The 26968-nt window shown below is 43.3% G+C and carries 25 protein-coding genes; 14 read left to right on the top strand and 11 right to left on the bottom strand.

Annotated features, from left to right (window positions below; translation table 11 throughout):
- Nucleotides 1-4: 4 nt before the first annotated feature.
- Nucleotides 5-1678 carry a DEAD/DEAH box helicase gene (locus EIP89_RS09975; protein ID WP_124398537.1) on the bottom strand — a complete coding sequence of 558 codons (1674 nt, stop codon included), beginning with the start codon at nucleotides 1676-1678 and terminating at the stop codon, nucleotides 5-7.
- A 667-nt stretch (nucleotides 1679-2345) separates the two neighbouring features.
- Between EIP89_RS09975 and queG the strand changes: the two genes are divergently transcribed.
- The gene (gene queG, locus EIP89_RS09970) at nucleotides 2346-3263 is read left to right on the top strand and encodes a tRNA epoxyqueuosine(34) reductase QueG (protein ID WP_245966139.1); all 918 of its coding nucleotides are present in this window, start codon (nucleotides 2346-2348) and stop codon (nucleotides 3261-3263) included.
- Nucleotides 3264-3270: 7 nt separating this feature from the next.
- On the opposite strand, the gene EIP89_RS09965 is transcribed toward queG, so the two are convergent.
- The 4 genes from EIP89_RS09965 to EIP89_RS09950 all read right to left on the bottom strand — a co-directional run bounded on the left by EIP89_RS09965 (nucleotide 3271) and on the right by EIP89_RS09950 (nucleotide 6382).
- Nucleotides 3271-3750: a regulatory protein RecX gene (locus EIP89_RS09965; protein ID WP_124398535.1), complete on the bottom strand. Its 480-nt coding sequence runs from the start codon at nucleotides 3748-3750 to the stop codon at nucleotides 3271-3273.
- Nucleotides 3751-3811: 61 nt separating this feature from the next.
- Nucleotides 3812-5365, bottom strand: a complete 1554-nt coding sequence (locus EIP89_RS09960) for an Rne/Rng family ribonuclease (protein WP_124398534.1) — start codon at nucleotides 5363-5365, stop codon at nucleotides 3812-3814.
- A 234-nt stretch (nucleotides 5366-5599) separates the two neighbouring features.
- Nucleotides 5600-6079 (bottom strand): tetratricopeptide repeat protein, encoded by a 480-nt coding sequence (locus EIP89_RS09955; protein ID WP_124398533.1) that lies wholly within the window; start codon nucleotides 6077-6079, stop codon nucleotides 5600-5602.
- Nucleotides 6080-6091: 12 nt separating this feature from the next.
- On the bottom strand, nucleotides 6092-6382 hold the full coding sequence (locus EIP89_RS09950; RefSeq protein ID WP_124398532.1) for an HU family DNA-binding protein: 291 nt from the start codon (nucleotides 6380-6382) through the stop codon (nucleotides 6092-6094).
- A 111-nt stretch (nucleotides 6383-6493) separates the two neighbouring features.
- Between EIP89_RS09950 and mutY the strand changes: the two genes are divergently transcribed.
- Genes mutY through EIP89_RS09925 form a run of 5 tightly spaced genes read left to right on the top strand, consistent with a single transcriptional unit; the run spans nucleotide 6494 to nucleotide 10183 of the window.
- The gene (gene mutY / locus EIP89_RS09945) at nucleotides 6494-7537 is read left to right on the top strand and encodes an A/G-specific adenine glycosylase (RefSeq protein ID WP_124398531.1); all 1044 of its coding nucleotides are present in this window, start codon (nucleotides 6494-6496) and stop codon (nucleotides 7535-7537) included.
- Nucleotides 7538-7584: 47 nt separating this feature from the next.
- Nucleotides 7585-8040, top strand: a complete 456-nt coding sequence (locus EIP89_RS09940) for a single-stranded DNA-binding protein (protein ID WP_124398530.1) — start codon at nucleotides 7585-7587, stop codon at nucleotides 8038-8040.
- Between the two features lie 45 nt (nucleotides 8041-8085).
- Nucleotides 8086-9402: a gliding motility-associated protein GldE gene (gldE, locus tag EIP89_RS09935; RefSeq protein WP_160160582.1), complete on the top strand. Its 1317-nt coding sequence runs from the start codon at nucleotides 8086-8088 to the stop codon at nucleotides 9400-9402.
- Nucleotides 9399-9959 (top strand): gliding motility lipoprotein GldD, encoded by a 561-nt coding sequence (gldD, locus tag EIP89_RS09930; protein WP_124398528.1) that lies wholly within the window; start codon nucleotides 9399-9401, stop codon nucleotides 9957-9959. The genes gldE and gldD overlap by 4 nt, the downstream gene beginning before the upstream one ends.
- The gene (locus EIP89_RS09925) at nucleotides 9950-10183 is read left to right on the top strand and encodes a putative signal transducing protein (RefSeq protein ID WP_124398527.1); all 234 of its coding nucleotides are present in this window, start codon (nucleotides 9950-9952) and stop codon (nucleotides 10181-10183) included. The genes gldD and EIP89_RS09925 overlap by 10 nt, the downstream gene beginning before the upstream one ends.
- Nucleotides 10184-10193: 10 nt before the next feature.
- Here EIP89_RS09925 and EIP89_RS09920 read toward each other — a convergent pair whose 3' ends face one another.
- The 4 genes from EIP89_RS09920 to EIP89_RS09905 are packed head-to-tail and all read right to left on the bottom strand — an operon-like array spanning nucleotide 10194 to nucleotide 13428.
- Entirely contained in the window at nucleotides 10194-11255 is a 1062-nt protein-coding gene (locus EIP89_RS09920) for an aldo/keto reductase (RefSeq protein WP_124398526.1), read from the bottom strand.
- Complete coding sequence (gene hflX, locus EIP89_RS09915; protein WP_124398525.1) at nucleotides 11252-12472, bottom strand: GTPase HflX; 1221 nt, start codon at nucleotides 12470-12472, stop codon at nucleotides 11252-11254. The genes EIP89_RS09920 and hflX overlap by 4 nt, the downstream gene beginning before the upstream one ends.
- Nucleotides 12469-12909 carry a hypothetical protein gene (locus tag EIP89_RS09910; RefSeq protein WP_124398524.1) on the bottom strand — a complete coding sequence of 147 codons (441 nt, stop codon included), beginning with the start codon at nucleotides 12907-12909 and terminating at the stop codon, nucleotides 12469-12471. The genes hflX and EIP89_RS09910 overlap by 4 nt, the downstream gene beginning before the upstream one ends.
- Nucleotides 12910-12945: 36 nt before the next feature.
- The gene (locus EIP89_RS09905) at nucleotides 12946-13428 is read right to left on the bottom strand and encodes a hypothetical protein (protein WP_124398523.1); all 483 of its coding nucleotides are present in this window, start codon (nucleotides 13426-13428) and stop codon (nucleotides 12946-12948) included.
- 307 nt (nucleotides 13429-13735) lie between these two features.
- Between EIP89_RS09905 and tyrS the strand changes: the two genes are divergently transcribed.
- Both tyrS and hemH read left to right on the top strand, forming a co-directional pair.
- Nucleotides 13736-15022 (top strand): tyrosine--tRNA ligase, encoded by a 1287-nt coding sequence (gene tyrS, locus EIP89_RS09900; protein ID WP_124398522.1) that lies wholly within the window; start codon nucleotides 13736-13738, stop codon nucleotides 15020-15022.
- Between the two features lie 26 nt (nucleotides 15023-15048).
- Nucleotides 15049-16086, top strand: a complete 1038-nt coding sequence (gene hemH, locus EIP89_RS09895; RefSeq protein ID WP_124398521.1) for a ferrochelatase — start codon at nucleotides 15049-15051, stop codon at nucleotides 16084-16086.
- Here hemH and EIP89_RS09890 read toward each other — a convergent pair.
- Nucleotides 16066-16452, bottom strand: a complete 387-nt coding sequence (locus tag EIP89_RS09890) for an RNA-binding S4 domain-containing protein (RefSeq protein ID WP_307718671.1) — start codon at nucleotides 16450-16452, stop codon at nucleotides 16066-16068. The two genes, hemH and EIP89_RS09890, sit on opposite strands and share 21 nt — an antisense overlap.
- Nucleotides 16453-16752: 300 nt before the next feature.
- Entirely contained in the window at nucleotides 16753-17529 is a 777-nt protein-coding gene (locus EIP89_RS09885; RefSeq protein ID WP_124398520.1) for a hypothetical protein, read from the bottom strand.
- Between the two features lie 113 nt (nucleotides 17530-17642).
- Between EIP89_RS09885 and EIP89_RS09880 the strand changes: the two genes are divergently transcribed.
- The 6 genes from EIP89_RS09880 (at nucleotide 17643) to EIP89_RS09855 (ending at nucleotide 26718) form a co-directional block, all read left to right on the top strand.
- Nucleotides 17643-18785 carry a DegT/DnrJ/EryC1/StrS family aminotransferase gene (locus tag EIP89_RS09880; protein WP_218019361.1) on the top strand — a complete coding sequence of 381 codons (1143 nt, stop codon included), beginning with the start codon at nucleotides 17643-17645 and terminating at the stop codon, nucleotides 18783-18785.
- Complete coding sequence (locus EIP89_RS09875; RefSeq protein WP_124398519.1) at nucleotides 18782-20101, top strand: UDP-glucose dehydrogenase family protein; 1320 nt, start codon at nucleotides 18782-18784, stop codon at nucleotides 20099-20101. Before EIP89_RS09880 ends, EIP89_RS09875 begins: the two co-directional genes overlap by 4 nt.
- Nucleotides 20102-20638: 537 nt before the next feature.
- A complete protein-coding gene (folE, locus tag EIP89_RS09870; protein WP_124398518.1) occupies nucleotides 20639-21325 on the top strand; it encodes a GTP cyclohydrolase I FolE in 687 nt (228 codons plus the stop codon).
- Nucleotides 21326-21475: 150 nt separating this feature from the next.
- A complete protein-coding gene (locus tag EIP89_RS09865) occupies nucleotides 21476-22705 on the top strand; it encodes an NAD(P)-dependent oxidoreductase (protein WP_124398517.1) in 1230 nt (409 codons plus the stop codon).
- On the top strand, nucleotides 22665-25847 hold the full coding sequence (locus EIP89_RS09860) for a S8 family serine peptidase (protein WP_124398516.1): 3183 nt from the start codon (nucleotides 22665-22667) through the stop codon (nucleotides 25845-25847). Before EIP89_RS09865 ends, EIP89_RS09860 begins: the two co-directional genes overlap by 41 nt.
- A 46-nt stretch (nucleotides 25848-25893) precedes the next feature.
- Entirely contained in the window at nucleotides 25894-26718 is an 825-nt protein-coding gene (locus EIP89_RS09855; protein WP_124398515.1) for an Omp28 family outer membrane lipoprotein, read from the top strand.
- The last annotated feature ends 250 nt before the right edge of the window (nucleotides 26719-26968 follow it).

The raw sequence follows: 26968 nt of genomic DNA, 5'->3' as shown, positions 1-26968 counted from the left end.
AACTTTATAGCATTTGGCTTCTTCGCTTATCTCTACTGTCTCTTTCCGGTTTACGGGGTGAGAAATCTTTTTTTGTGTCTTCTTTTATAAAGATTTTACGCCCTTGAAGGGTAAATCCTTGAAGACCCTTTTGAATTCTACGGGCTACTTCCTCTGTACATTTAAATGTGGAAAAAGAAGACAGTGTTTCAACTCCGGTTACATCGTTCCGACCGAGATTGCCTTTTTCCTTGAGAAAATCTTTTACATCTTGCCAATACATTCCATCTTTTATCCCAACGTTGATATACCATCTGCGCAGGCCTCCGGTGCTTGGTACAGTATCGTCATAGGCTTTTCCATTTTTTTCGGGGTTTACATTCAGATCAGGCGCATTGCGATACATTTCTAGCAGTCGGTTAAACTCCATACTGAAGATGCGCTCTACCAAATCTCGAGGATGATATTTTTCGAGCAGTTCATCTAACATAGGTCTAAATTCTTCCACTGCCAATGGATTCACCTCTTCTGAAGTGATGCGATTGATTAAGTATTGCATCTGATGGGTACATACTTCCATACCCGAGGGTACCTTGGCATACTGAATTTTGCGCTTTATGATTTTTTCGAGCGTGCGAAGTCGATGCAATTCGTTTTTGCTAACCAAAGCTATTGATGTGCCTTTTTTTCCTGCACGTGCTGTACGACCACTTCGGTGGGTAAAAGACTCCAAATCGTCGGGCAAATGGTAGTGTATCACATGTGTTACATCTTCTACATCTATACCGCGAGCTGCCACATCGGTTGCTACTAGTATTGTGATAGCACGTTTGCGAAAGGCATTCATCGTCTGCTCGCGCTGTGCCTGGCTCATATCGCCGTGTAGCGAACCAGCTGGATATCCGTGGTCAATCAATCGGTCAGCCACTTGTTGAGTTTCAATTTTTGTCTGACAAAAGACTATGGCATAAATATCAGGATAGTAGTCCAGTACACGTGTAAGAACTTTTATACGATCTCGACCATCAATGAGGTGATAAATGTGTTCGATGTTTTCATTTACCTGGCCACCACCTGCCACAGAGATCTGACGTGGATTCTTCATGTACGTCTTCGTAATTCGACGTATTTCTTCGGGCATCGTAGCTGAGAAAAGCCATGTAAGTCTGTTCGATGGGGTTTGGCTTAAAATAGCATCTATGTCTTCTTTAAAACCCATTGATAGCATTTCATCAGCCTCGTCGAGTACTACGATTTTAATCTCATCGAGCGATACTACATCTCTCTCCATCAAGTCCATAAGCCTACCGGGAGTAGCTACGATAATATCAACGCCTTGTTTGAGCCGTCGAATTTGGGTGTTTATACTTGCCCCACCGTAAACAGGAACAATTTCTACTTTGAGATATTTTGAAAATTTTTCTAATTCACCTGCAATTTGAATGCAGAGCTCCCGAGTAGGCGAAAGTACAAGTGCCTGTGGTCGCCCATTGGCAGTCGGTGTTATCTTCTCGAGCATGGGTAGGCCAAAAGCAGCTGTCTTGCCGGTGCCAGTCTGTGCCAGCGAGATTACATCGATATTTTCTTGGATTAAAAGCGGTATTGCCTCAGCTTGTACCGGGGTGGGCTCTTTGTAGCCAATTTCAATAATAGCCCTGAGCAGGGCGCTGTTAAGGCCTAATGATTCAAATGTGTTCATGTATGCAATAATAAGTTAGGGTTATATTCGGGCAAATCACCCGCCAACCCCTGCTGTTTAAACCCCAAAAACTGTGATCTGAAAAAACTTTGATGTCGGAAAGGCAACTTGCTCAGCGATGCAAAAGTAGTTATTTCTGCATCGTAGTAATTATCAATGAGCTATTAAACTTCGAAAAAAAAGCCCCTCCACATCACGTTTCGGGGCCGTTGTGTCAGATGTGTAAGCCTGACACGTCAACAAACCACAACCTAATTTTTAGTTTTTTTGATTATGTATATGAATTTTATCCTGTGGATCTAGGACGATTATTCGATTTCCTTCTATTTTATAAGTTTTTAATTTGTTGTTCTGATTTATAGAGTATGCAATTGAATCCTCTAATTTTTCAATATCTTTATCTGCCTTCGTCTGCTTGCTGTTGGCTGAATTGCATGAAAGCAGTAAGTAGCAGAAACCAAATACTGTACTTAGAGAAAACCTTCGCAACAGAGAGAAATCCATGAACATTCAACTATTTCTACACATCAAAAGAAGTTTTTTGAATCAAATACGTAAATACCCATATTTCGGTATTTTTTTGATTGCTTTTTAAACTTTATTTTTAATTTTTAAATCTTTCTAATATTGTACTTCAGTGTATTATAATTCAGATATCAAAAATTATTTGAAGAAAAGAGCAGTTGAACTCGGATTCAACGACGTACGTTTTTCAAAAGCTGAGTTTTTAACTGAAGAAGCTCCTCGACTAGAACGCTGGCTTAAAGCAGGCTATCATGGTGAAATGCTCTGGATGGAAAATCACTTCGATAAACGTTTAGATCCAAGAAAATTGCTTGATGGGTGTAAAACCATAGCCGTGCTTTCGCACAACTACTTCCCAAGCCAAAATCTTTCTTTGGAGAAATACAAAATTTCAAAATACGCTTACGGCGAAGACTATCATCGGGTATTAAAAGATAAGCTACATCAGCTGATGGCAGAGGTTCAAGAAAAATTTGGAAGTATTGGTTTTAAGACTTTTGTTGACTCAGCCCCTGTTCTTGAAAGGGCATGGGCAAGCAGAGCAGGCATCGGCTGGGTAGGTAAGCACTCACTCATGCTCACCAAAGGATTGGGATCATTCTATTTTTTAGCCACACTTCTGCTCGATGTTGCGCTCGAAGCTGATGACCCAGTAACTGACCACTGCGGTACTTGCACGCGCTGTATTGATGCATGTCCGACTCAGGCCATCGTAAAACCTTACATAATCGATAGCAACCGCTGCATTTCCTACCTTACCATCGAATACAGAAAGGAGCTCCCGCAGGAATATCAAGACAAAATGAACGGCTGGATCTTTGGGTGCGACATATGTCAGGATGTCTGCCCATGGAACCGTTTCGCCACGCCCCACAGCGAACCTCGATTCCACCCATCAAGCGCTATAAAGCAGACAAAAGATGAAGTGATAGAGCAAATGGAAAAAGAGCTGTTTGACCAGTTGTTTTCTAAATCGGCTGTAAAGCGCACAAAATTTCAGGGACTTAAGAGAAATATTGACTTTGCTGTAAAAGGTGAAGAGAACACTCAATCACTTTGAAAATACCCTACATATCAAATAATCGAAAGTGTGTGTTTAATAAGTCATTGATCAATTCAGATTCAAAGCCTCTGGATTTTAAAAAGGCAAACATTTTCTTCCTGATTTCGAAAGGAGAAGAAGTTTTTTTTGATTCTTTTTGTTTTTTCTTCAGGAGCTTTAGGGCTACATTTTCATAGTCTTCTTCGTCTATCGCTTGTAGAGCTATTTCGATGATATGTTGAGGTATTCCTTGCTGCTGAAGATTGTACGCGATTTTTTCTCTTCCCCATCCATTGATGCGAAATTTTCCGCTTACAAACATCTGTGCATATCGATAGTCATTTACTATGTCGTTTTCAATCAATTCGCAGATTATTTTATCCTCATCAATAGGTTCAAGGCGAAATTTTTTAATGTAATTTTTAACCTCATTCAAACTACGCTCTCGATAACTGCAGTAAGCATTTATGCTTTTTTTTATTTTTTTTAGCTCTTCTGTATCCATTCAGTTGATCTTTTTTTACGAAACTAAAAAAGCCGGCTAAATATTTAGCCGGCTTTTTACTTTATTCGATCAATGTGCCATTTTCGTCATAGAAGTGAAATTCCAAAAATTTAAAACTATCGCGAGGCAACACTGTGAATGACTTGAGTTTATTGCTCTTTTTCCACTTGTATGACAATTTCTGCCAAGGCCAAAAACCTTGATTGATGTAAGCTGCTACAAAAGGGTGAACATGCAGTTCTACTTTCTTGAAGTTTTTGGTAGAAACAAGACCTTCTAGATTTTTCTCAATTTTGTCAATTATCGCGATTGGGGCTTCAATTTCGGGAGAGGCTTCTGGATTTTCTTCTTTAGTATTGATATTTAGTTCTGGGCGCACGCGTTGGCGAGTAATTTCGATGAGTCCGAATTTGCTTGGTGGCAGGATCTTGTGTTTTGCCCTGTCCTTAGCCATTTCTTCTTTCAGCTTTTCATACAAGGCTTTTTTGTTTTCGCTGCGGTGCATGTCGATAAAATCGACTACAATAATTCCGCCCATATCGCGTAAGCGTAGCTGACGGGCTACTTCTTCAGCAGCCACCATATTGACTGCAAGAGCATTGGCTTCTTGGTCTTCTTCATTGTTGGTGCGATTGCCGCTATTGACATCGATCACGTGCATGGCCTCTGTGTGCTCAATAATTAAGTAAGCCCCTTTTCCAGCTGGTACTGATCGCCCAAAAGAAGTCTTTATCTGCCGTTCGATACCGAAGTGATCGAACATTGGAATTTTGCCCTTGTAGAGCTTTATAAGCTCTTTTTTTTCAGGCTCAATATCTTGAAGGTAATTGATGATTTCATTGTAGAAGTTTTCGTCATCTACAATGATGTTTTCAAAAGAGTCGTTGAGCACATCGCGAAGCACCGAAGATACAATGTTAAGCTCCCTGAGCACTCTACCCGGCGGTTTTACGCTTGGGATTCTTTTGTGCATCTGCCTCCATCGACGTATCAAGTTGTCGAGGTCAGCCTTCAGTTCTTCTTTGGTTTTACCTTCAGCTACGGTGCGAACAATGATGCCAAAGCCCGGAGGGCGTATTGCCGAAGCCTCCTCCACAAGACGTTGCTTTTCGGCTTTATCTTTAATTTTCTGTGAAACAGATACTTTATCTGTAAACGGCACTAGCACCAAAAAGCGGCCAGCAATCGATAACTCAGAGCTAAGTCTAGGGCCTTTGGTCGAGATCGGTTCTTTAGCAATCTGAACGAGCACAAGTTGCCCTGGCTTCAGAACGTCTTCTATATTCCCGTCTTTGTTTATGTCTTCTTCCCGTTCGAAGTCTGCCAGGTTCCATAGTTGGCGTCCGGTAAGAGTTCTCTTTAAAAATTTATTAAGTGACTGAAACTGTGGTCCAAGGTCGTGATAGTGCAAGAAGGCGTCCTTTTCGTATCCTACCTCTACAAAGGCTGCATTCAGGCCGGGCACTAGCCTCATTACCTTGCCCAGATATATGTCACCTACGTTAAACTCTGTATCGTCCTTTTCGTTGTGAAGCTCTATGAGTTTTCCGTCACGCATCAGAGCTATAGACAGGCTTCCATCGGCACGGGAGTGTATATATAGATCAGTACTCACTTTAATAATGATTTGAGATTAATTGATTTTTCTCCCAATGCTGTAATGCATTCGATAGAAACAGAAGATGCCTGAACGAATTCAGGCATTTCTCAGTGTTAGCTTGTTGATTAGCTCTGTATTACTTCTTCTTCTTGTGGCGATTCTTTCTGAGTCTTTTCTTGCGCTTGTGAGTCGCCATTTTGTGTCTTTTTCTCTTTTTTCCGCAGGGCATAGTAATGTTTTTAAAGGTTTTTAAAAATTTTTGAAATCTTGGACAAATTGTCCTTCAGGGAATTTAGCTAAGTATGTTTTTATCACTGTCTCGGCCGAATCGCTTTTTCCTGACTTATGTAGGGCATCGGCAAGTATTTTATAGGCTTCTTCGGTATCAGGCGCTATTTCGAGCACTTTGTTCATTCGTTCTACAGCGCGATCGTACTGCCCAGTGCTAAACGAAAGCGCTCCGAGGGTAAAATTGGCTTTCAGATGGTTGGGGTCAGTTTCCAGCACTCTTCTGATGGCCATGATGCTTTCCATCGGACTGCCCTCCCCTTTTTGAAGATTTACGAGGGCTTGATCGACTATCGCATCAAGCGAATCTGTTTTTGTAGAAGCCTGATTTTGATTATCAGAAGATGTTTTCTCCGTCGCCGGATATCTTGGTGCCAAGTAAAGAAGAGCCGATGCCAGTAAAACTACCGTAAAGGAAATAAGCAGATTCTTTTTAGCCACAGTACAGCTTTATTACTTAGCGGGTACTTTTTCCTTGATAGCTTCTACAAATACTTTGGCAGGCTTAAAAGCCGGAATATTGTGTGCAGGAATGGTAATGGTGGTGTTTTGAGAAATATTTCTGCCAGTCTTTTGGGCTCTTCTCTTGATGATGAAGCTACCAAAGCCGCGAAGGAAAACTTCATTGCCTTGCTCCATAGCCTCTTTTATCTCTTTCATAAAAAGCTCAATCACAGCTTGCACATCATTTTTCTCCATTCCTGTTTTCTCAGAAATTTTGTTAACAAGGTCTGCTTTTGTCATATTGCGTTGATTTTAATTTGGTTGCGTTTTTTGATTAAAGGGCTGCAAATATATGGCAGTCTATGATTTAAAAAATGATTAATTTATTTTAATTCACCGCATTACAATAAAATGACCCCTTTGTTCGAAACCTATCGCTTCTTTGTATATCAGGTTGAAAATTGGTATAAAAAGCACTACAGACCCTTGCCCTGGCGCAAAGACCCTAGTCCATATCACGTTTGGTTGGCTGAAATCATCTTTCAGCAGACGCGCATCGAACAAGGCATGAGGTACTATGCCCGGTTTGTTGAAAAATATCCTGAGGTTCAATTGCTTGCTTCAGCACCCGAAGATGAAATTCTGCGCATGTGGCAGGGGCTTGGCTACTACTCACGTGCACTCAACCTGCATAAAACGGCTAAAATCATAGCCAACAGAGGGGGTCAATTTCCAAACACCGTAGAAGAATTAATGAAACTGCCCGGCATAGGCCCATATACGGCCGGCGCCATTGCTTCCATAGCCTTCGGAAAGCGCACCCCTTTGGTCGATGGGAATGTACAAAGAGTTCTATCGAGATTTTTCGGAATTGATGTCCCTGTAAACGATTCGAAAAGTATAGCGCACTTTTATAGTCTTGCGGATCAACTCGTTAAAATCTGTGAAAACCCATCGCATTTTAATCAAGGGTTAATGGATTTGGGCTCGCTTATCTGCAAACCTTCAAACCCAAAATGTGCAGAATGCCCACTTATGTCAAAGTGTTTTGCATTCACCGGTCAAAAGTGGAATGTTTTGCCCGTAAGAAAATCGGCACCTAAAAAAACAAACCGATACATGCTGTACGGCTTTTATGACAATAATGGAAAAATAGCCGTTCAGAAAAGAGGAACTCGCGACATCTGGAAAAATCTGTATCAGCTGCCGCTACTGATCGACACGTTTGACGAAAAAGTCGCTTTGGATTTTGAAAACACACACCTAAATAATCTCAATCTATTCAATATCAAACACATATTGTCTCATCAAGTCTTGTATATTCGAATTTTTACCTTAAAAAAATTACCTTTGATACAGAATCCAGATACCCTCATATTTGTGCACAGAGATCAACTCAACGATTTGGGATTTCCCGTTCCGTTTCAAAAATTTTTTTCAAAAATATCCGAATAAAAAAGTTTTAACTATATTCGCAGAAGTAACAAAAATTTTTTAGAAATATGTCAGGTTCTCTTAACAAAGTGATGATCATCGGCAACTTGGGGGCTGACCCTGAGTATAAAACGCTCGAGAATAACGCCACTGTAGCCAAACTACGCATTGCAACCACAGAAAGCTATATGAAAGACGGACAAAAAGTTGAAAATACCGAATGGCACACCGTAAACCTTTGGAGAAATCTCGCTGACACAGCTCACAAATACCTAAAGAAAGGCGATAAAGTCTATATAGAAGGCAAACTCAAAACCCGCTCTTGGGAAGAGAATGGACAAAAAAGATACTCAACTGAGATCGAGGGATTGAGCATGGTAATGCTCGGCTCGTCGAGATCAGGTACGGCTCAATCATCACCTACTGCCCCATCAATTCAGCAAGAGGCGCCAGAGGTAACAGAAATTAAACACGATAGTACTACTTTTGCCTCAGAGCCGGAAAACGATGATTTGCCTTTTTAAAGGCGGTCAAGTATTCGGCTTTATTCTAACCAAAATTCAAACCGTTTGGACGCAGATCCGGACCCGTACCTTCAGGCAATTGTACTTTTCAAAGGAATCACCCCTGCTCTGTTGATTCCTCTAATCATATTGTGGCTACTGCTTGCAATTTCGGCTTTGTTTTCATCGGCAGAGGTTGCTATTTTTTCTTTGAAAATCAGTGATTTAGAGAGTTTAAAAGTCTACAACAAGACTCTTGCTAATAAGCTCTACAAAATTTATGACGATAAGAAGAAAACTCTCGCAACTATCTTAATTGGTAATAATCTCGTAAACGTTAGCATTGTAATTCTCAGCACCTACTTATCAGATCAATTGTTTGATTTTCAGGGCAATGAAAATGTCAAATTGCTCTTTGAGTTGTTTGCTATCACGTCAGTGATTCTGATTTTTGGGGAAATCGTCCCAAAAATTTTAGCTACAAAGTTCAAAATTCAGCTCAGCCGAAATCTCATTGGACCTATCCAATTTTTCACACTTGTCTTCAAACCAATAATTTATATTTTGTTGAAAATTTCAGATTTTTTCGATAACTATTTCAAGCGCAAATACACGGAAAAAATATCTGTAGATGATCTTTCACAGGCTCTTGAAATCACTACAGCTGATGACGATTCGTCAGAAACCTCACTTTATCAAGAAATTGTGCGATTTGGTACCATTACCGTAAAGCAGGTGATGACCCCGCGTATGGACATTTGCGGAGTTTCATGTACTTCTTCATTTGCCGATGTACTCAAAGAAATACGCAACACCGGCTACTCTCGCCTGCCAGTGTACGAAATTGACCTCGACCACATCACGGGTATCCTCTATATCAAAGATATTTTGATGCACATCGACAAAGTGGATTTCGACTGGAAGTCGAAAATACGACCTGCGTACTTTGTGCCAGAATCGAAAAAGATCGATGATCTACTTCAGGAATTTCGACAAAAGAAAATCCACATAGCTATTGTGATCGACGAATATGGAGGTACCTCTGGCTTGGTAACTTTAGAAGATGTAATTGAGGAAGTGGTGGGCGAAATCAATGACGAATTCGACATGGAATCGCCTGTTTATACTCAAATCGATGAAAATAATTACATTTTCGAAGGAAAAACTGGAATCGGTGAATTCTGTAAAATCATGAATGTGGACGACGAAATGTTTGACGATGTAAAAGGCGATGCAGAGACACTGGGTGGATTAATACTTGAAATTGTCGGAAACACCCCTTCCATTAATCAAGAAATTGAATTTCCGCCGTTTACTTTTAAAGTGGAAAGTTTTGAAAAAAGGCGTATTCGAAGGGTGAAGGTCACAAAACACGCAGAATGAAAAAATCACTTAAGTTTTATGGTATTATTTTGATTTTATTTGGGTGTAATGAAGCTTATACGCCTAAACCGACGGGATACTTCAGAATTTCTCTACCAGATACGATTTACCAAGAATACAACAATCAGCCGTGCCCGTACACCTTTGAATACAATCAATCGGCCACCATTACGGCTAAACAAAGTCAACCCTGCTGGGAGGATATCGAATTCAAGAGCATTCACGGGGTTATTCAGCTCACGTACAAACCTGTAAAGTCAAATCTCGATACACTTCTGCGAGATGCGAAGGAATTTGCCTTTAAACACGGAGTAAAGGCAGACGGAATTGCTGAAACGATTTATGTTGATACGACAAGGCGCGTTTTTGGGATTTTGTACGAGATTTATGGAAATACAGCTACAAACTATCAATTTTTTGTTACCGACAGTACTAAGCATTTTTTACGAGGCACAGCTTATGTGCACTCTCAGCCGAATATAGATAGCACTGGTCCGGTTACACACTTTTTAGGGCAGGAAATACGTCACATCGTCGAAACCTTGCGATGGAAGTAAAAGACATTGAAAATCAATGGATACATTTAGCCAGTGTCGGCTCACATTCCGAAGCCCTGGTGATCTGTTCAAAGCTGGAAAGTGCCGGCATTAAAACCTATATCAAAGACCAACATGTAAGCACGTTGTTAGGCCCTGGAGTAAGTGGCTTTAATATAGATATTTACGTAATGCTGCAAGACTATGAAAAAGCCCTCGACATTTACTACGACGAAGTGAGGTAGTATTCTAGCTCTATTTTGGTAAATTGGGATGGTCGATTTTGTCAAAATATCCTCCATATACTGATTGACGGACGCCTTCCTCGCGATAAAATGCTCCCGGGAAACCCAGATCAATGGCTGATACAACATTTAAGTGTTGAAAGTCTTCCGGCTCGAGTTTAAAGTCAAGTGCCATTAAATTTTCCTTCAGCTGAGAAACCTTTGTAGCCCCCACAATTGGGATAGATTTAAATGGTTGTTGCATTGTCCAGCGCAGTGCGACTACACCAGGTGGCACCTTGTAGCGATCGGCGATGCCGATTACCTCACGAGTGATGGCTTCGGCCTGAGCACTGAGTCGCTTGCTGTTTTCAGGCAACCTCCCCTTTTCACCCTTTAAATACTTGCCCGTCAGCGCTCCACCGGCTAAGGGTGCCCAGGCAGTAACGGTCAGACCGAGCTCTTGCGCCATTGGAATTAACTCGCGCTCGGGTGTGCGCTGTTGCAGGCTGTATTCGACTTGCAGTGCTACAAACTGTGCCCAACCCCTCAGCTCTGCAATGGTTTGAGCGCGGCTTACCACCCAAGCCGGCGTATCACTTATGGCTATGTAATGTACCAAACCTCGAGAAACTACATCGTCAAAAGCCCGCATTACTTCATCGATAGGCGTAAGGTGATCCCAAATGTGTAAGTACAGAATATCGATGTAATCCGTTTTAAGCCTTTTGAAGCTTTCAGTAAGGCTCCTTAACAGATTCTTGCGGTTATTTCCTGTGCCGTTTACATTGCCCTTTTGCCCATCGAGCACGGCTTTAATGCCCGGTCTGGTATCGGCCAAAGTATATTTTGTGGCAATGACAAAAGAATCGCGATGCGATTGTATAAATTCACCAATGAGTTTCTCGCTGGTACCATCGGTGTAGAGATTGGCTGTATCGATAAAATTGCCGCCAGCGTTTGCGAAAGTTTCAAGCAGCTCAAAAGATGTTTGTCGGTCAGCACCCCAGTTCCAGTCTTGGCCTAAACCCATTGCGCCAAAGCAAAGCTCAGAAACTTTGAGACCTGAACGACCTAATGTGACGTACTTCATTCTTCAGAAAAATTTTCAGACAAATTCAAATGCGAATACGGATAGCGTTCATCTCTGATTTTACGCACCTCCCGATACAAAAGTTCTCGAAGGGCATCAATATTAAGTTTGTTTTGAGCGGAGATGAAGACACAGTCGCCATGTGTTTTTGCCATCCAAGTTTGTTGCCACTCGTCTATGGTGAATTGATCGGGCCTGAGCGGAGTAAGGTCGTATGGATCGCGTTCTGAGGGCTTGTACAGGTCTATTTTGTTGAAGACCATGATTACTTTTTTCTCCTCACCGCCAAGGATTTCCTTAATTGTGTTGTTTACCGTGATGATGTGGTCTTCGAATGCCGGATGCGAAATATCTACTACATGCAGCAAGATGTCAGACTCGCGCACTTCATCGAGGGTCGATTTAAAGGATTCAACCAGCTGAGTCGGCAATTTGCGGATAAATCCAACGGTGTCGCTCAGCAAGAAACTTACGTCTTGTAGTACAACCTTGCGGACAGTTGTATCTAAAGTAGCAAATAGTTTGTTCTCAGCGAAAACGTTGGCTTTGGCCAGCAAATTCATAAGGGTTGATTTGCCTACATTAGTGTAACCGACCAGTGCCACGCGCACCATTTCTACTCGATGTTTTCGCTGGGTTGCCATTTGGCGATCGATCTTTTGGAGCTTTTCCTTGAGCAGAGCAATTTTTTGCTGGATGATTCTTCGGTCGGTTTCAATCTGTGTTTCACCAGGACCCCTCAGACCAATACCTCCTTTTTGGCGTTCCAAGTGCGTCCACATACGTGTAAGGCGTGGCAGAAGATACTCGTACTGCGCTAGTTCTACTTGTGTACGGGCATGTGCTGTACGCGCACGAGTGGCAAAAATGTCTAGAATTAAACTCGTGCGGTCGAGAATTTTTACATTTAAGGCCCTCTCTAAGTTCCGAATTTGCGTGGCACTCAGTTCGTCATCGAAAATTACAAGGTTACACTCGTGAGCTTTTACTTTTTCAGCCAATTCTTCGAGTTTACCCGTACCTATGTATGTAGCTGGATTAGGATGCGGTAGTTTTTGAGTTAAAACATCCACTACAGCGGCTCCAGCAGTATCTGCTAAAAAACGAAGCTCTTCTAAGTACTCTTTTGTCTTTTCGTCTGACTGACCAGCTACACTTACACCTACTAAGATGGCCTTTTCTCGACTTAGCCCTGGTCGTATTTTTTGTTCAATCATAGGTTAGGCCACACATGCCAGGGTATACGGCTTAAAATCAAGACAATACCCATTCCAAAATAGATGAAAACCAACTTGTGCTTTTTGAATTCGATGATTTCTTTTTTGGCTTTTGAGCTACCTATCGTCATGAGTACAATCGCAAGAATATTAATTGAAATGTGCTCCACAGCATATAAGCGAAGTGTGGAATCCTTCATGGCCGCGCCAAAGTCAGCAAATGCGCTTTGTGTAATGGGCGAAATGAAATATAAAACAAGTCCAACAAGCAGCTGTATATGCGCTAATGAGAGCACAATAGTTCTTAGCAATCCGTCGGTTTTGTTGTAGGAGTTTCTCGATTTCCAACGAATCAGCGATACAACGACAAGGTATAATCCAAGTATAAAAAAGATGTAAGGCAAAAAAGAATGAAGATGCTTAAAACCTATATACATGATTCTAATGCGTTAACACACGCAAAAATAGAAGAATTATTTCAACTTATTTTGCTCAACAATCGATCTCATGGTGCGCAGCACCTCGTCGAGCTTTCGATTTGAGAGATATGTAACATCAATGGTGCGCTCCCTGAGCTTACCGGTCGAAGTTTCTACAACGAATACAAGCGTTTTAAACCAAAGAAAGTTTTCTACATAAACGTCTTTCAAAAGCTTTTTGGGAAACTCATATCTGCTATATCCATACGAATTCAGTAGCGTCATGTAGTCAAACATCAATGGCCTCTGTCGCAAATGAATGATTTCATACTCAGCCTCGAAATAGAAATACTTGATTCTCAGTAAGAAAATAATGAAAATTAAAATTCCGGAAACTATGGCCATAATGTGATCTTCAAAGTAATTACCAACCTTACCCGGAATGAGCGACAGAGCAAAATCTAAAGGAATTAAAAGCACCAAAATAAACAATACAATGCGGAGTAGCGTGATTAATTCTCTATTGTTAATACTCATAGGGTAGCGGCTTTACCTTTATTCTAAAAGCAGGGACAAATATGATAGTATAAAAATTTTTTATTTTTAAAAAAATACCAAATTCGCTTATAACTTTTTTAAACAGCTGTTTTTCAAAGTATAAATCGAAAAATGTTTATTATCCTACAGAATGCTCATCCATCCGAAAAATATGCATCAAATCAAAGCACTTACTTTTTTATTTGCCTGATAATCAATATATCATAATTAATAGCAATCTATCTTAGCAAACTTTTTGAATTTCCTGCGCCTAACTTTGTCGACCTAAAAACTTTAAAAAGTTACGATGATTGACATACTACATGAGCTAACCTGGCGCGGCATGTTGCACGATATGACGCCAGGACTAGAGAACCACGTAAAAACCGGCATGTGCTCGGCATATCTTGGTTTTGATCCCACAGCAGACTCATTACACATTGGTCATTTGGTAGGTGTGATGACCTTGCTTCACTTTCAAAGAGCAGGTCACAAACCCTACGCCCTGGTAGGTGGAGCTACAGGAATGATAGGCGACCCAAGCTTTAAATCGGCTGAGAGAAATCTACTCGATAAAGAAACCTTAGCTCACAATGTAGAATGTATCAAGAAGCAATTGTCTCAGTTCCTTGACTTTTCCGATTCTATCAGCAATAAAGCTGAATTAGTAAACAACTATGACTGGATGTCACAATTTAGCTTCCTCGACTTCATTCGCGATGTAGGTAAGCACATCACGGTCAATTACATGATGGCCAAAGACTCCGTAAAAAAAAGGCTAGAAGAAGGCAGTGGTTTGTCGTTTACCGAATTTTCATATCAACTGATCCAAGGGTACGACTTTTATCATCTCTGGAAACACAACAATGTGACCATACAGCTCGGCGGCTCCGATCAATGGGGCAACATTGTGACAGGTACGGAACTGATCCGAAGGATGGAAGGTGGCACAGCGTATGCACTCACCGTTCCACTGATTACCAAAGCCGACGGCACTAAATTCGGAAAAACCGAAAGTGGCAGTGTGTGGCTCGACCCTCATAAAACTTCGCCTTATGCCTTTTATCAATTCTGGCTTAATGTATCTGACGAAGACGCTGAGAAATACATTAAGATATTTACCACTTTTACGAAAGAAGAAACTGAAGCGCTCATTGAGCAACACAGAGCAGCGCCCCATACGCGCACTCTACAAAAAGCTCTGGGCAAATCCGTAACCACTATGGTGCATGGAGAAAAAGAATACCAGACTGCTCTCAAAGCCTCAGAAATACTCTTTGGTAAATCATCGACCGAAGATCTCGCCTCGCTCGACGAGCGCACCTTCTTGCAAGTATTTGAGGGAGTACCCATGGCTGAGCTCAGCAAATCAACGCTCGACACGCCAAGTGAGGCGGCTGTCTTTTTAGCCGACGTTTCAGGCGCATTTCCCTCAAGAGGTGAAGCCCGTCGTATGCTGCAACAAGGAGCTGTACACATCAATAAAGAAAAATGGAGTGAAAATCAGCCGATAACATCCTCTCAAATCCTCAACGGCCGCTATATGGTGATTCAAAAAGGGAAGAAAAACTATTTTCTGGTGAAATTCGTATAAATCTCAATCTGAAACGATCACAACAATTGAAAACGGCTTTAATACTCGTAAACCTTGGCTCTCCCGATTCCCCCGAAACACGTGATGTTCGAGTGTATCTCAATGAATTTCTGATGGATGAGCGGGTGATTGACATTCCAAAATTCTGGAGAACATTGCTGGTCAAAGGAATTATCTCTCCCTTTCGCGCCCCGAAAAGCGCAGCAAAATACCGTAGAATCTGGACAAAAGAGGGGGCACCTCTTATTGCCATCACTGAAAATCTTACCAAACTCGTAGCTGCAAAATCAGGTATACCGGCCTACTACTGTATGCGGTATGCCAATCCGACACCTTCTGCAGTTCTTGAGCAGATCGCTAAAGAGCATCCAGATCTCGATGCTGTAATAATGGTGCCTCTTTACCCACACTACGCCATGAGCAGCTATGAAACCGCAGTAGAGCACGTGAAAGCAGCCTTTAATGCCGGTAAATATTCCTTTCAGCTACTTACAGTTCCGCCTTTTTACAACCATCCGTCGTATTTAAGAGCTCTCGCCGAGTCCATTCGGCCATTTCTTTCAGAGCCCTACGACCACATCTTATTTACCTATCATGGTGTGCCTGTGCGCCACATTCTGAAATCGGACATCACCGGCTGCCACTGTATGAAGGTAGACAACTGTTGCGAAGTACCTTCACCAGCGCATCAGTTTTGCTACCGTCATCAGGTAAAAGTGACAACCGACCGCGTGGCTGAATTGCTCAATATTCCTAAGGATAAATACAGCTTTTCATTTCAATCAAGGCTTGGTTCTGACAAATGGCTACAACCTTACACAGCTGAGCGATTAAAAAATCTGCCAAAAGAGGGGGTGAAAAAACTCGTTGTGGTAAGCCCTGCCTTCGTGGCCGATTGCCTTGAAACCATCGAAGAACTCGACGACGAAGGCAAAGAAATCTTTGAATCAAATGGCGGAGAGCACTTTACAAGAATTCCTTGTTTGAATGTAAATGAGCTTTGGGTGGATACAGTGGTACAATTAGCCGAAGAGACGATGCGTTCAGTCTTCGTCGAGAAATGATTCGATGTCGCGACGTTCTTTTTTTGTAGGGCGGCCCATGCCTTTTGGCCGGGCAAATGCCTTGGCCAAACGGATCATTTCGAGTTTTTCAAGTTCTTCTTGTGGGGTTTTATTTTCGAGATAATTTTTAACTAAGGGGGCACCTACACGCGACTTGGGCAAGTCTTTCACTTCATACACGTAGTTGATTCCTGCATTACGATAGGTGAAGGTTATGCCAGGCTTCACCTCTCGCGAGGGTTTTACTGCCTGTCCGTCAATTGTGATTTTGCCGGCATTACAGGCCTCTGTAGCCAGTGATCGCGTTTTAAACAACCGTACACACCAAAGAAATTTGTCGATGCGCATTTTCACTTCGTAAGTCATGCGAGAGTATAGGAGCTTACTGTAAATGATGATTTGAATCGAAAGAATTTCATGAGTTGAGTTCTGCAAATAGTAAAAGTAGGAGTTAAGTTTATGATCTTACGCCTTTGAATTGCTTTTGCGTGAGGCATGCGAAGGGCGCGCGTAAGCGCGGTGCGAAGGCAAGCTCGCAGAGCTGCCAAAGCACGGAAGCGAAGCGTACCCCGTAGCACGCCGACCCAGGCGACAGCGCAATCTGCGCTTAGCCTGGGGCACGCCCAAATAATAAAAATTGATAGTAGTGTAGTGAGAAGGAGATGCCTAATAATAGAAATACTTTTTTTCTTTTGTCACTCGTTCCCTGTACATACTGAAAAACCAACTGACCTTCAGCGATGTGAGGCCATTGGTCATCACTCCTTCGTCGGGCAAACCTGTGGCATAGTCGAAGCCTCGTACACTCGAAGTGCGGCCGTAGAGGTGTTCAATACCTACGATGAAATTATAGGTCTGATAATTACCGGCATGTAAATATCCTATGAACACTCGTCCCTGCCAGCCTACATTGAGGCGATCGTAACCGCGTTGGTATTCGTTTTCAATCTGGTAAATAATCGACTGCTGATGCCCACTCTCCAACCGGATACGGTGCTGTAAAAATCCACCCCCTGCTGTGATGAGTATTCCTGAGTTGGGATTATGATTGAGCACGCGGATAAGATTACCTGTATAGAAAGAGGCAATCCACCCGCGCTGAAAGGTCATTAAATTGGCGTCAAGACCCATGTGATCTAATACCAGACCCTGTTCATTTGAAACAGATTTGAGAATCTGGTCGCGCGTAAGCACCCGATCGCCAAACCAAAAATCGGCCTCTACACCAAACGTCCATCCTGAAAAAGTGCGGTAAAAACAACCTGTACCAGTGCGGTAGCTGTGACCAAATCGTTCGGCCAGCTGCTGCGAAGGAACTGATGCTGAAAAATTGATCGGTATAAAAAAGCCTCCGAGAGTGTCATCCTTGACCCGAAACTGACTGTAAGACTGTTCAAACAAAAAAAATCCGGAGAACAAAAAGAAAAAAAATCGATTTTTCATCAAAAAATCCGCACTTTTCAAAGAATCAAAAGCAAATATATTGAACTTTATCAGGAATGCAACTAACTACACCCCTTACATTTGTCGCCTTTAGATCAAGTGATAGGAGCTGAATGAAAGAAATACGAATGGTGGACCTGGCCACCCAATACCAGCACATAAAAGAAGAAATAGACACAGCCATTCAAGAAGTAATCGAAAGTACAGCCTTCATTAACGGGCCGGCTGTCAAGCGATTTAAAGAAAATCTTCAAAAACACCTGAATGTAAAACACGTAATACCGTGTGCTAACGGCACAGACGCACTCCAGCTCGCCATGATGGCACTCGACCTGCAACCAGGAGATGAAGTTATCACAGCTACATTTACATATGTGGCGACTGCTGAAGTGATTGCATTGCTGAAGCTCACGCCTATATTGGTAGATGTGGAGGAAGATTCATTTCTGATCGACCCTGAGAAAATCGAAAAAGCTATCACCCCGCGCACCAAGGCCATAGTACCAGTGCATCTATTTGGCCAATGCGCCGATATGGAGCGCATCATGGACATAGCACGCCGGCACAATCTGTCTGTAATCGAGGACACCGCCCAGGCCATCAATGCAGATTATACCTTCAGCGACGGGCGTGTAATGAAAGCCGGCACTATCGGACATATCGGATGTACTTCCTTTTTCCCATCAAAAAATCTCGGCTGCTATGGCGATGGTGGAGCCATGTTTACCAACGATGATGCCTTGGCAGAAAAACTGCGCATGATCGCAAATCACGGTCAAAGCGTGCAGTACTACCACGATATCATCGGCGTAAACAGCCGCCTGGACACCATTCAAGCTGCCATACTCGATGTGAAGCTTAGGCGTCTTGACGACTATACACGCGCACGCCAAAAGGCCGCTGCCTATTACGACAGAGCGTTTGCCGACCATCCATTGATAAAAACACCTTTCCGAGTGGCTAATTCCACCCATGTGTTTCATCAATACACCCTCACCTTACACCCCAAAGTCGATCGAGACGCACTCAAAAAATATCTAGCTGAGCATCAGATTCCTGCCATGATTTATTATCCGGTGCCGCTGCACCAGCAGAAAGCTTATCGCAGCGATCGATACAAAGATGGAGACTTTCCGGTAGCCGAACGACTGTGTAAATCAGTCATTTCGTTGCCTATGCATACAGAGCTCACAACCGAGCAGCAAGACCACATCATCACGCACATATTCAACTTTTTAAAACAATACAACCCATGAAAATTTCCGTAGTAGGTACAGGCTATGTAGGCCTGGTCACTGGCACCTGTCTGGCCGAGGTAGGTATGGAAGTAACCTGTGTAGACGTTAATAAAGAAAAAATAGAAGGCCTCAAAAAAGGCATCATGCCCATCTATGAGCCAGGCCTCGAAGAAATGGTCATTCGAAACTATCGCCGTGAGCGCCTCATGTTCACTACGAACTTAGCCGAATCAATCGACGGAGCAGAAGTCGTCTTTATAGCCGTAGGCACACCTCCGGGCGAAGACGGCAGCGCTGACCTGAAATACGTACTCGCCGTAGCCGACGAAATTGGCCGTACTATGAAAAACTACCTTGTAGTCGTCACCAAAAGTACCGTACCCGTTGGCACGGCTAAAAAAGTAAAAAAGACCGTAGCTGACGCCCTTGCCGCCCGTGGAGTTGATATCCCCTTCGACGTAGCTTCTAACCCCGAATTTCTCAAAGAAGGAGCTGCCATCGACGACTTTATGCGCCCCGATCGAATTGTAGTGGGCACCGAAAGCGACCGCGCCCAGGAAATGCTCGCACGCCTTTACAAACCCTTCACCCTCAACGGCCATCCCGTCATCTTCATGGACATCCCATCAGCCGAGATGACCAAATATGCCGCTAACGCTATGCTGGCCACACGCATTAGCTTTATGAACGACATTGCCAACCTCTGCGAACTGGCCGGGGCTGACGTCAACATGGTGCGCAAAGGCATTGGTTCTGACCCAAGAATAGGCTCTAAATTCCTCTACAGCGGTATCGGCTATGGTGGCTCATGCTTCCCAAAAGACGTAAAAGCACTCATCAAAACCGGCAAAGAACTCGGCTACGAACTTCGCATACTAGAAGCCGTAGAAGAGGTAAATGAAATCCAAAAAGAGCGCATGTTCGAAAAAATCATGCGCCACTTCAAAGGCGACATCAAAGGCCGTCGCTTCGCTATTTGGGGCCTCTCGTTCAAGCCCAATACCGACGACATGCGCGAGGCACCCTCACTGGTCATCATCGATAAGCTTCTGAAACAAGGCGCTCAAGTAATCGCTTATGACCCTGTGGCAATGAACGAAGCCAAAAAACACTACCTTGGCGACACCATCGAATACGCAAAAGACGAATACGACGCCCTGGCCGATGCCGACGCACTCATCCTAGTTACAGAGTGGACAGTCTTTCGCGCACCCAGCTTCAAGGTCATTAAAAAACTTCTCAAAGAACCCGTTATTTTCGACGGGCGCAACATTTACGACCGTCGTGAGCTGCGTGCCATGGGCTTCACCTACTACGGCGTGGGCGTTGTGTAACTAATCCCTTTTCTTTAATTTTTTCATCTGGGCGTGCCCCTCGCAGCTTGCCCTCTCGGGCAGCTGCTCGGGTCGGGCTATCCGCTCATATTCGCCTTGCGCGTGGGCGCAGCACGACATGGGTGCGTTGTCTGCCCTTCGGGCCAGCCATCCGCTCCCATTGTGCTGCTGCCCACCCACTGCGGCTCATATCCGCTTCTATCCCTCACGCAGCAGCGGCCTCAGGCCGCTTAAAAACTTAAATTCAACAAAAAAATAAAACCTCTTCTCCGCCCGTCTGCAGGTTCCGCGGGAAACTTTATCTAAAACAAAAATCTTTCTCACACACAGATTTGCGCTGCATTTAGCTGCAGATTGCACGCCCTAGACCCATCAAGGCAAAATGTTAATAGCCTTTTTATCGCAAAACATCAATTAGCACCATCAAAACTACACAAATCATGTGTCGACAGACATTACTGCTTCTATTCCGCCTCTATTAAAATATGCTTTACAAACATTCCGCATACCTTTGCGTACTTTTTTGAAAATCATAAAATGGAGCTTACCCCACTGAAAGACAACACTGACGATTACTACGGCGACACTCATTCCAGCAATAATCCCGAAAATCCCCTGCGCCCCGACGCTTTTGACATCTCCAGCGAAGAAAAAATTCAACGCATACAGCATCACTTTCGAGCTATCATGGAGACGCTTGGCCTTGACCTCACCGACGATAGCCTCAGAGGCACCCCAAAGCGCGTAGCTGAAATGATGGTCAATGAACTCTTCAGCGGCCTTGATCCAGCCAACATGCCCTCCATGAGCACCTTCGAAAACAAGTACAAATACGGAGAAATGCTCGTAGAAAAAAATATTGTCGTTTACAGCACCTGTGAGCATCACTTTCTGCCAATAGTTGGTCGGGCTCATATTGCCTACATCAGTGCAGGTCGAGTCATTGGCCTTAGCAAGATGAACCGAATAGTCGACTACTTTGCCCGTCGTCCACAGGTTCAAGAGCGCATGACAAAACAAATCGTGCACGCCATGCAAAAAGCTCTCGGCACCGAAGACGTAGCCTGTGTAATCGACGCAAAACATTTATGTGTCAACTCCCGAGGCATACGCGACATAGAGTCCTCTACTGTCACTGCCGAGTATGGCGGCCGATTCCAACAAGAAAACGTAAAACGTGAATTTCTTGAGCTTATCGGTCTTAATACCCAATTTGGTGTGTGAAGTCCTAAATAGCTGCTAGAAGTTTGTCTCCGTTAATTAAATCTATTGCCCACTTAACAAAAAATTGCAAGTCGTTTCGACTTAGGATGCCACTTGAAGCACACTTTAATGAAAAGCTACCAGTTACTTTTGTAAAAAAAGGCATTTAACATGACGAAATTCGGAATCATCAGAGAAGGAAAAATACCCGTTGACAAGCGCGTACCCCTTACACCTGGTCAGGTACGCCTACTGATGGACAAATTCAAAGTCGAATTCTACGTACAGTCGAGTCCACATCGGGCATTTTCTGATGATGAATACCGAGAGCGAGGCATTCCGGTAGTAGACGACCTCAGCATGTGCGATGTCATTTTCGGAGTAAAAGAGGTACCCATAGAAATGCTTCTACCCGACAAAACCTATATCTTCTTCAGCCATACCATTAAAAAACAACCCCACAACCGCCAGATGCTCCGCAGTATTCTGGAAAAGCGCATCCGGCTGATCGACTACGAAACCATGGTCGATGACAGAGGGCGTCGTCTCATTGGTTTTGGCAAATATGCCGGCATTGTAGGAGCTTATAATGGGCTACTTGCTTATGGTTTTACCACAGGTCGTTACCATTTAAAACCAGCCCACAAGTGCTTCGACATGACCGAAATGCTCGACGAGCTCACCAAAATATCCCTACCCGAAGATTTTAAAATCATCGTCACCGGTCATGGCCGTGTAGGAGAAGGTGTACATGAAATACTCAAAGCTGCTGAAATCGCTGAAGTATCGCCTTATGAATTCGTCTTCCGAGAACACACTCAGCCGGTTTATGCCGTATTGAAACCCACTCAGTATTACAAGAGAAAAGACGGAAAAGTGGCCAATAAAAAAGAAATCTACGAAAATCCCATTGGCTACGAGAGCGATTTCATCCACTTTGTACGAGTAGCTGATATGTATATCACCGCCCATTTTTGGGACAATCGAGCTCCTCACATTCTTACAAACGATATGCTCCTCGACCCCTTCTGTCAACTGAAGGTAGTTGCCGATATTAGTTGCGACGTAGGGGGTCCCATTGCGTGCACTATTCGACCCTCCACCATCGAAAATCCCCTCTACGCTTACGATCCGAACAGCAAAAGCGAAGTTCCGCTTTATACTCCAGATTCGATCACCGTTATGGCTGTGGATAACCTACCTTGTGAGCTGCCACGCGATGCAAGCGAAGGTTTTGGAGAGGAGTTAATCAACAAGATTTTCCCTGAACTTATGAAAGACTTCTCGCCCGTGATAGACCGTGCTACCATCACCCGTGAGTCAGGTGTACTTTCGCAGAGGTACGAATATCTGACAGACTATGTCATGGAGTCGGGCGAGGTGGGCAGCGATCTTAGGTAGTGCCCTACACCCCTTCGCCACAGTCATTTTACTATCACTCCACCTTCCAAGTCCCGACTTAGAAGGTATACAGAGCATAGGGCTTCATCACCTTTTGCCTGGCGGTTCTCTTGGACTGAATCTGGACGGTGCTGGCGATACCATTGCCATTTTCGACGATGGCCGCGTGAGAGAAACACATCAGGAATTAGTAGGTCGAGTCATACACTTTAATAACCTTCAAAGCACCACCATTGCGAGTCATGCTACTGGAATTGCGGGCTTGATTGGCTCTGCAGGTGTGCAATCCGGAGCTATTGGTTATGCTCCAGCAGTTATCTTACATGTGTACAAATGGAATCAATTTTCACCTATAAACATTCCCGATCTCTACACATGCGCTCAAAACGGGGTAGAAATTAGCAATCATTCATATGCCACCAAACCAGGTTGGAATTACCTATCAGGGGCATGGTATTGGTATGGGTCTGACAGCATTAGCCTGATAGAAGACTGGCGGTTTGGCTACTACGATCACCAGCGAAGCAGAGCACTTGACTCCGTACTTTGGCAAAACCCCTATCACCTGGCTGTATTTGCCGCTGGCAATGAGCGCGGTAATGGCCCTTCACCTGGCGATACTCAATATTATTATGACAATCAAGCTCAGCAGTGGGTTGACATAACCAATCATCCCACCATCCATCCTCAGCCTGACGGTGGTCTTTTGGGCTTTGACTGTCTTGGCCCTGAGGCTGTCGCCAAAAACGTTTTAACCGTAGGTGCAGTATCTAAAAATACCAGCGGTTATCAAACCCCTCAAGACATCATACTCGATTCAAATTCGGCCTTTGGCCCTACTGACGACGGACGTATCAAACCCGAAGTAGTTGCCCCGTCTGATGCCCTTTATACGCCCTCTTCGTCTGCCGACAATTCTTATACGACCATTTCTCGCACATCTGCTGCCACAGCCGTTGCATCCGGTACCGCCTTACTTCTTAAAACTTACTTCAATCGGGTTTACGGTCGAAATCCATTATCATCAACACTCCGTGCCCTCATCGTTCATTCAGCAGACCGTTTCGGACAGGCGCCTAATTACAAAACGGGATTCGGAGTGCTCAATGCTTACAAAGCTGCCGAAATCATCCGCGACGATAGTTTGCTGTGCAACGGTGGTTACTACATACGCGAATACACGTTGTATCAAGGTCAGCGAATATTAGTCCCGATAAAAAGCAAGCTAAACGACTCTATTCGCATTACGATTGCCTGGACTGACCCTCATATTTCAGCTTTACCCATTAACGCTCAAGTACTTAATAACCGTACCTCAAGGCTTGTAAACGACCTGGATATACGCCTCTATTCCGAAGACCAGTCTAATGTATTCCACCCATACAAAGGTGATCCTAATCAACCGCATTTGCCAGCTACTACAGGCGATAATGTAGTGGACAATGTGGAAATGATTGAATTACCTTTGAACCAACAAGGTAACTTCCTTTTACAAATCACCCATAAAGGAACATTAAGCCAGGGGCTTCAAAAATTTTCCCTTGTAATCAGTGGAGTCGAAGAGCCAAAAGTTTTTAAAGCCACCCAAAATACCCTATGGTTTAACTCGCAAAACTGGACATCAAACAATCTGCCCGATAGCAATGCATTAGTTTTCTTACCCGCTTCCATTAACACACTATTCATTGATTCTAACGCTAAAGTTTGGGCAATCGACAGAGCTGACAGCAATCACATCGCAATAGCTGATCCAGCTACATTGCAAGCGCAAGCTGTTGGTGGAAAAGGATACATTACCCTGAAGGCAAGTGCCCAGAATTTAGCTGGTATCAGCTACTCAAAGTTATCAAATACCAAATTCATTCGTCAGCTATATATTCAAGCAAAGGCCGGCCCCTACTCAGGACGCTGGGTGTATATGGGCCTTCCGCCAGGTGTTTCTTTACAAAAACTTGTTCCTCAGCAAAATACCCTTGTAAATTTGAATTTTCCGGGAGGTTCACTGCTTCATTGGAACGCATCTATTGGTCAATATCAAGGTTTTAATAGTTTAAATCATATTCCTTCTCAGGGCACGGGCATACTCGCCTTCTTTGGAAGCAACTCACTAGGCACTTTTCATATGGCTTTGCCTGATACACTTTTAATTGAATATGAGGCAGATTCACTTTATAGCTTACAAATTCCCATAGATTATACGTCCAGCCCGCTGAATCAAAACATCAATCAGGTCAGTGATGGTTGGAATCTCATAGCTAATCCCTATCCGGCTTGGTATGATTGGTACCAACAACCGGTGCCAGGCAATGCGACGGCCATATATCACTTCAACGACCTAACCGGCCAATGGCTGAGTTACAACAATGGCCCTGACTCGCTGCGATACATCGCTCCCCATCAGGCATTTTGGGTGCGAAATGCCAGTGGTTCTGCTACCCATTTGAGCTTTGATACTTCTCGAATAGAAAAAACTACGGCAAAACACTTTTTTAAGCCTCAATCCACCCTTATTGAATTCTACCTGCGCGTGAGCCATCAATCCATGCCTCAGTTATCTGATTTCGTTATTATAGGTAATCGACCTGAGGCTACCCCCTACTTCGATGGTCAGTGGGATGCGTTGAAATTCTCCAATCGCTCGCCCAATCCTTCGATCTCCGTAGGTACCGATACTTTGTATAGCATCTACCGCACACATAATGCAATATTGAATGTGCCTTTGACTTTGCATATTCATCAAGAAGGTGTTTACTGTTTTGAAACTTCAGCCGAGGAACCGTTACAACTTTTTGATTTACTGGAAAATAAAAGTTTTACTCTTACAAAAAATACTAAGCAATGCATGCCTGTCTCTCAGGGCGTTCACACACAGCGCTTTGTTCTGGAACACATACCAATAGTGAATCTTGCCGAAAGTCTTTGTACTACTCCGACAGTAGCAAAGTTTTCTGAGTTTTTTATTGTTACTAATCCTTCCTCGCACCCTCTCACAGCCACATTGTACAGCCTCCAAGGGCAGGTTGTTGATAAGCTTTATGTAGCACCTTCTTCTACAGAAAAGCGTATAATAGCTCGTAGAGGAGTTTTTGTCTTACACCTTAAGTCGATTGAATTCGACAAAGCATTTAAACTGCTTTTTTAATTCCAATGGGCACAAAATCTTATCTTTACGCACTAAATTAATTTTAATGCTCAAAAAATTAGGACTGCTGCTCAGCCTGTTTGCACTTGGGGTAGGTTGTGATTACATCTCTGATCCCATAAAAGATGGCTTGAGTGGGCAACCAGGCAATCAAGAAATAAAACGTGTAGTATTGCTGGAGGAATTCACTGGTCATCAATGCCAAAATTGCCCGGATGCACATGCAGTGGCTCGCGTACTAAAAGATCAATATGGCGCCCAATTAGCTTTGGTAGCTATTCACGCTGGCAGCTTCGCTAATGTTTCGACGGATTATCCATATGATTTTCGATCACAGGTAGGCAACGAACTCTTTGCTTTTTTCAATGGCGCTGCCGTTCCAAATGGAATGGTCAATCGCAAAGAATATTCTACCTCTCTTACCCATTTAAAAAATCACACCTCTTGGAACACTCATGTAGCCGAAGAAGCAGCCAAAGATCCGGATCTCGATATTCGAATCACAAAAACCTTCAACTCCTCTTCGCGCTCGCTTACCGTAAAAACTGACCTTAAAGGCCTGAGAAATGTTCCCGGAAATTTCAAACTTTCGGTATATCTAACAGAGAGCGGTATTATTTCACCTCAGAAAAACGGCAGTCAACGCATTGAGAATTATACACACAATAATGTTTTACGCACATCCTTTAACGGCACTTTTGGCACTCAAGTAATGACGGGAGGAATAGCCCTAAACAAAGAGGAATCATACGAATATACTTTAACCCTTCCTGCCGAATGGGTGGCTGAAAATTGCGAAATCATCGCTTTTGTATATGATGCAGATACCTACTACGTAGTCCAAGCTGCAAAAAAGTATGTGAGAGATTGATTAGACTTTGTAATGCGCTCCTGATGCAGAGGCCTTAACACTAAGAAAATACAATTACATTTTTTACAAACTTTTAGGGCGCCATGAAAAACAAATTAAACTTGCTCGCCATCAGCATCGTATCTCCTGACTTCCGCATTTTAACACCCAAAATTGAAGATTGAAGCTACTTTTTTTTGCTCCTCTGTTAAAAGGATTACTTTGCTAATGGTTTCTTTCGTCTTGGGTGTAGTGATTTCGATTTGATAAA

This window comes from Thermaurantimonas aggregans, assembly GCF_003851885.1.
In the GTDB taxonomy this organism is placed as follows: Bacteria; Bacteroidota; Bacteroidia; order Flavobacteriales; family Schleiferiaceae; genus Thermaurantimonas; species Thermaurantimonas aggregans.
Note: the sequence above shows the minus strand (reverse complement) of the source record. Positions and strands in the feature narration are given on the sequence as shown.

Excerpts from the sequence above, each read along its gene's own strand:
- EIP89_RS09865 (WP_124398517.1), top strand. The coding sequence starts at position 21,476 with ATGACGAAATTCGGAATCATCAGAGAAGGAAAAATACCCGTTGACAAG.
- EIP89_RS09860 (WP_124398516.1), top strand. The coding sequence starts at position 22,665 with ATGTCATGGAGTCGGGCGAGGTGGGCAGCGATCTTAGGTAGTGCCCTA.
- hflX (WP_124398525.1), bottom strand. The coding sequence starts at position 12,472 with ATGATTGAACAAAAAATACGACCAGGGCTAAGTCGAGAAAAGGCCATC.
- EIP89_RS09950 (WP_124398532.1), bottom strand. The coding sequence starts at position 6,382 with ATGACAAAAGCAGACCTTGTTAACAAAATTTCTGAGAAAACAGGAATG.
- EIP89_RS09925 (WP_124398527.1), top strand. The coding sequence starts at position 9,950 with ATGGAAGTAAAAGACATTGAAAATCAATGGATACATTTAGCCAGTGTC.
- EIP89_RS09975 (WP_124398537.1), bottom strand. The coding sequence starts at position 1,678 with ATGAACACATTTGAATCATTAGGCCTTAACAGCGCCCTGCTCAGGGCT.
- EIP89_RS09965 (WP_124398535.1), bottom strand. The coding sequence starts at position 3,750 with ATGGATACAGAAGAGCTAAAAAAAATAAAAAAAAGCATAAATGCTTAC.
- EIP89_RS09910 (WP_124398524.1), bottom strand. The coding sequence starts at position 12,909 with ATGTATATAGGTTTTAAGCATCTTCATTCTTTTTTGCCTTACATCTTT.
- EIP89_RS09905 (WP_124398523.1), bottom strand. The coding sequence starts at position 13,428 with ATGAGTATTAACAATAGAGAATTAATCACGCTACTCCGCATTGTATTG.
- gldD (WP_124398528.1), top strand. The coding sequence starts at position 9,399 with ATGAAAAAATCACTTAAGTTTTATGGTATTATTTTGATTTTATTTGGG.
- EIP89_RS09890 (WP_307718671.1), bottom strand. The coding sequence starts at position 16,452 with ATGACTTACGAAGTGAAAATGCGCATCGACAAATTTCTTTGGTGTGTA.
- EIP89_RS09940 (WP_124398530.1), top strand. The coding sequence starts at position 7,585 with ATGTCAGGTTCTCTTAACAAAGTGATGATCATCGGCAACTTGGGGGCT.
- EIP89_RS09855 (WP_124398515.1), top strand. The coding sequence starts at position 25,894 with ATGCTCAAAAAATTAGGACTGCTGCTCAGCCTGTTTGCACTTGGGGTA.
- EIP89_RS09880 (WP_218019361.1), top strand. The coding sequence starts at position 17,643 with ATGAAAGAAATACGAATGGTGGACCTGGCCACCCAATACCAGCACATA.
- EIP89_RS09875 (WP_124398519.1), top strand. The coding sequence starts at position 18,782 with ATGAAAATTTCCGTAGTAGGTACAGGCTATGTAGGCCTGGTCACTGGC.
- EIP89_RS09885 (WP_124398520.1), bottom strand. The coding sequence starts at position 17,529 with ATGAAAAATCGATTTTTTTTCTTTTTGTTCTCCGGATTTTTTTTGTTT.
- mutY (WP_124398531.1), top strand. The coding sequence starts at position 6,494 with ATGACCCCTTTGTTCGAAACCTATCGCTTCTTTGTATATCAGGTTGAA.
- tyrS (WP_124398522.1), top strand. The coding sequence starts at position 13,736 with ATGATTGACATACTACATGAGCTAACCTGGCGCGGCATGTTGCACGAT.
- folE (WP_124398518.1), top strand. The coding sequence starts at position 20,639 with ATGGAGCTTACCCCACTGAAAGACAACACTGACGATTACTACGGCGAC.
- EIP89_RS09920 (WP_124398526.1), bottom strand. The coding sequence starts at position 11,255 with ATGAAGTACGTCACATTAGGTCGTTCAGGTCTCAAAGTTTCTGAGCTT.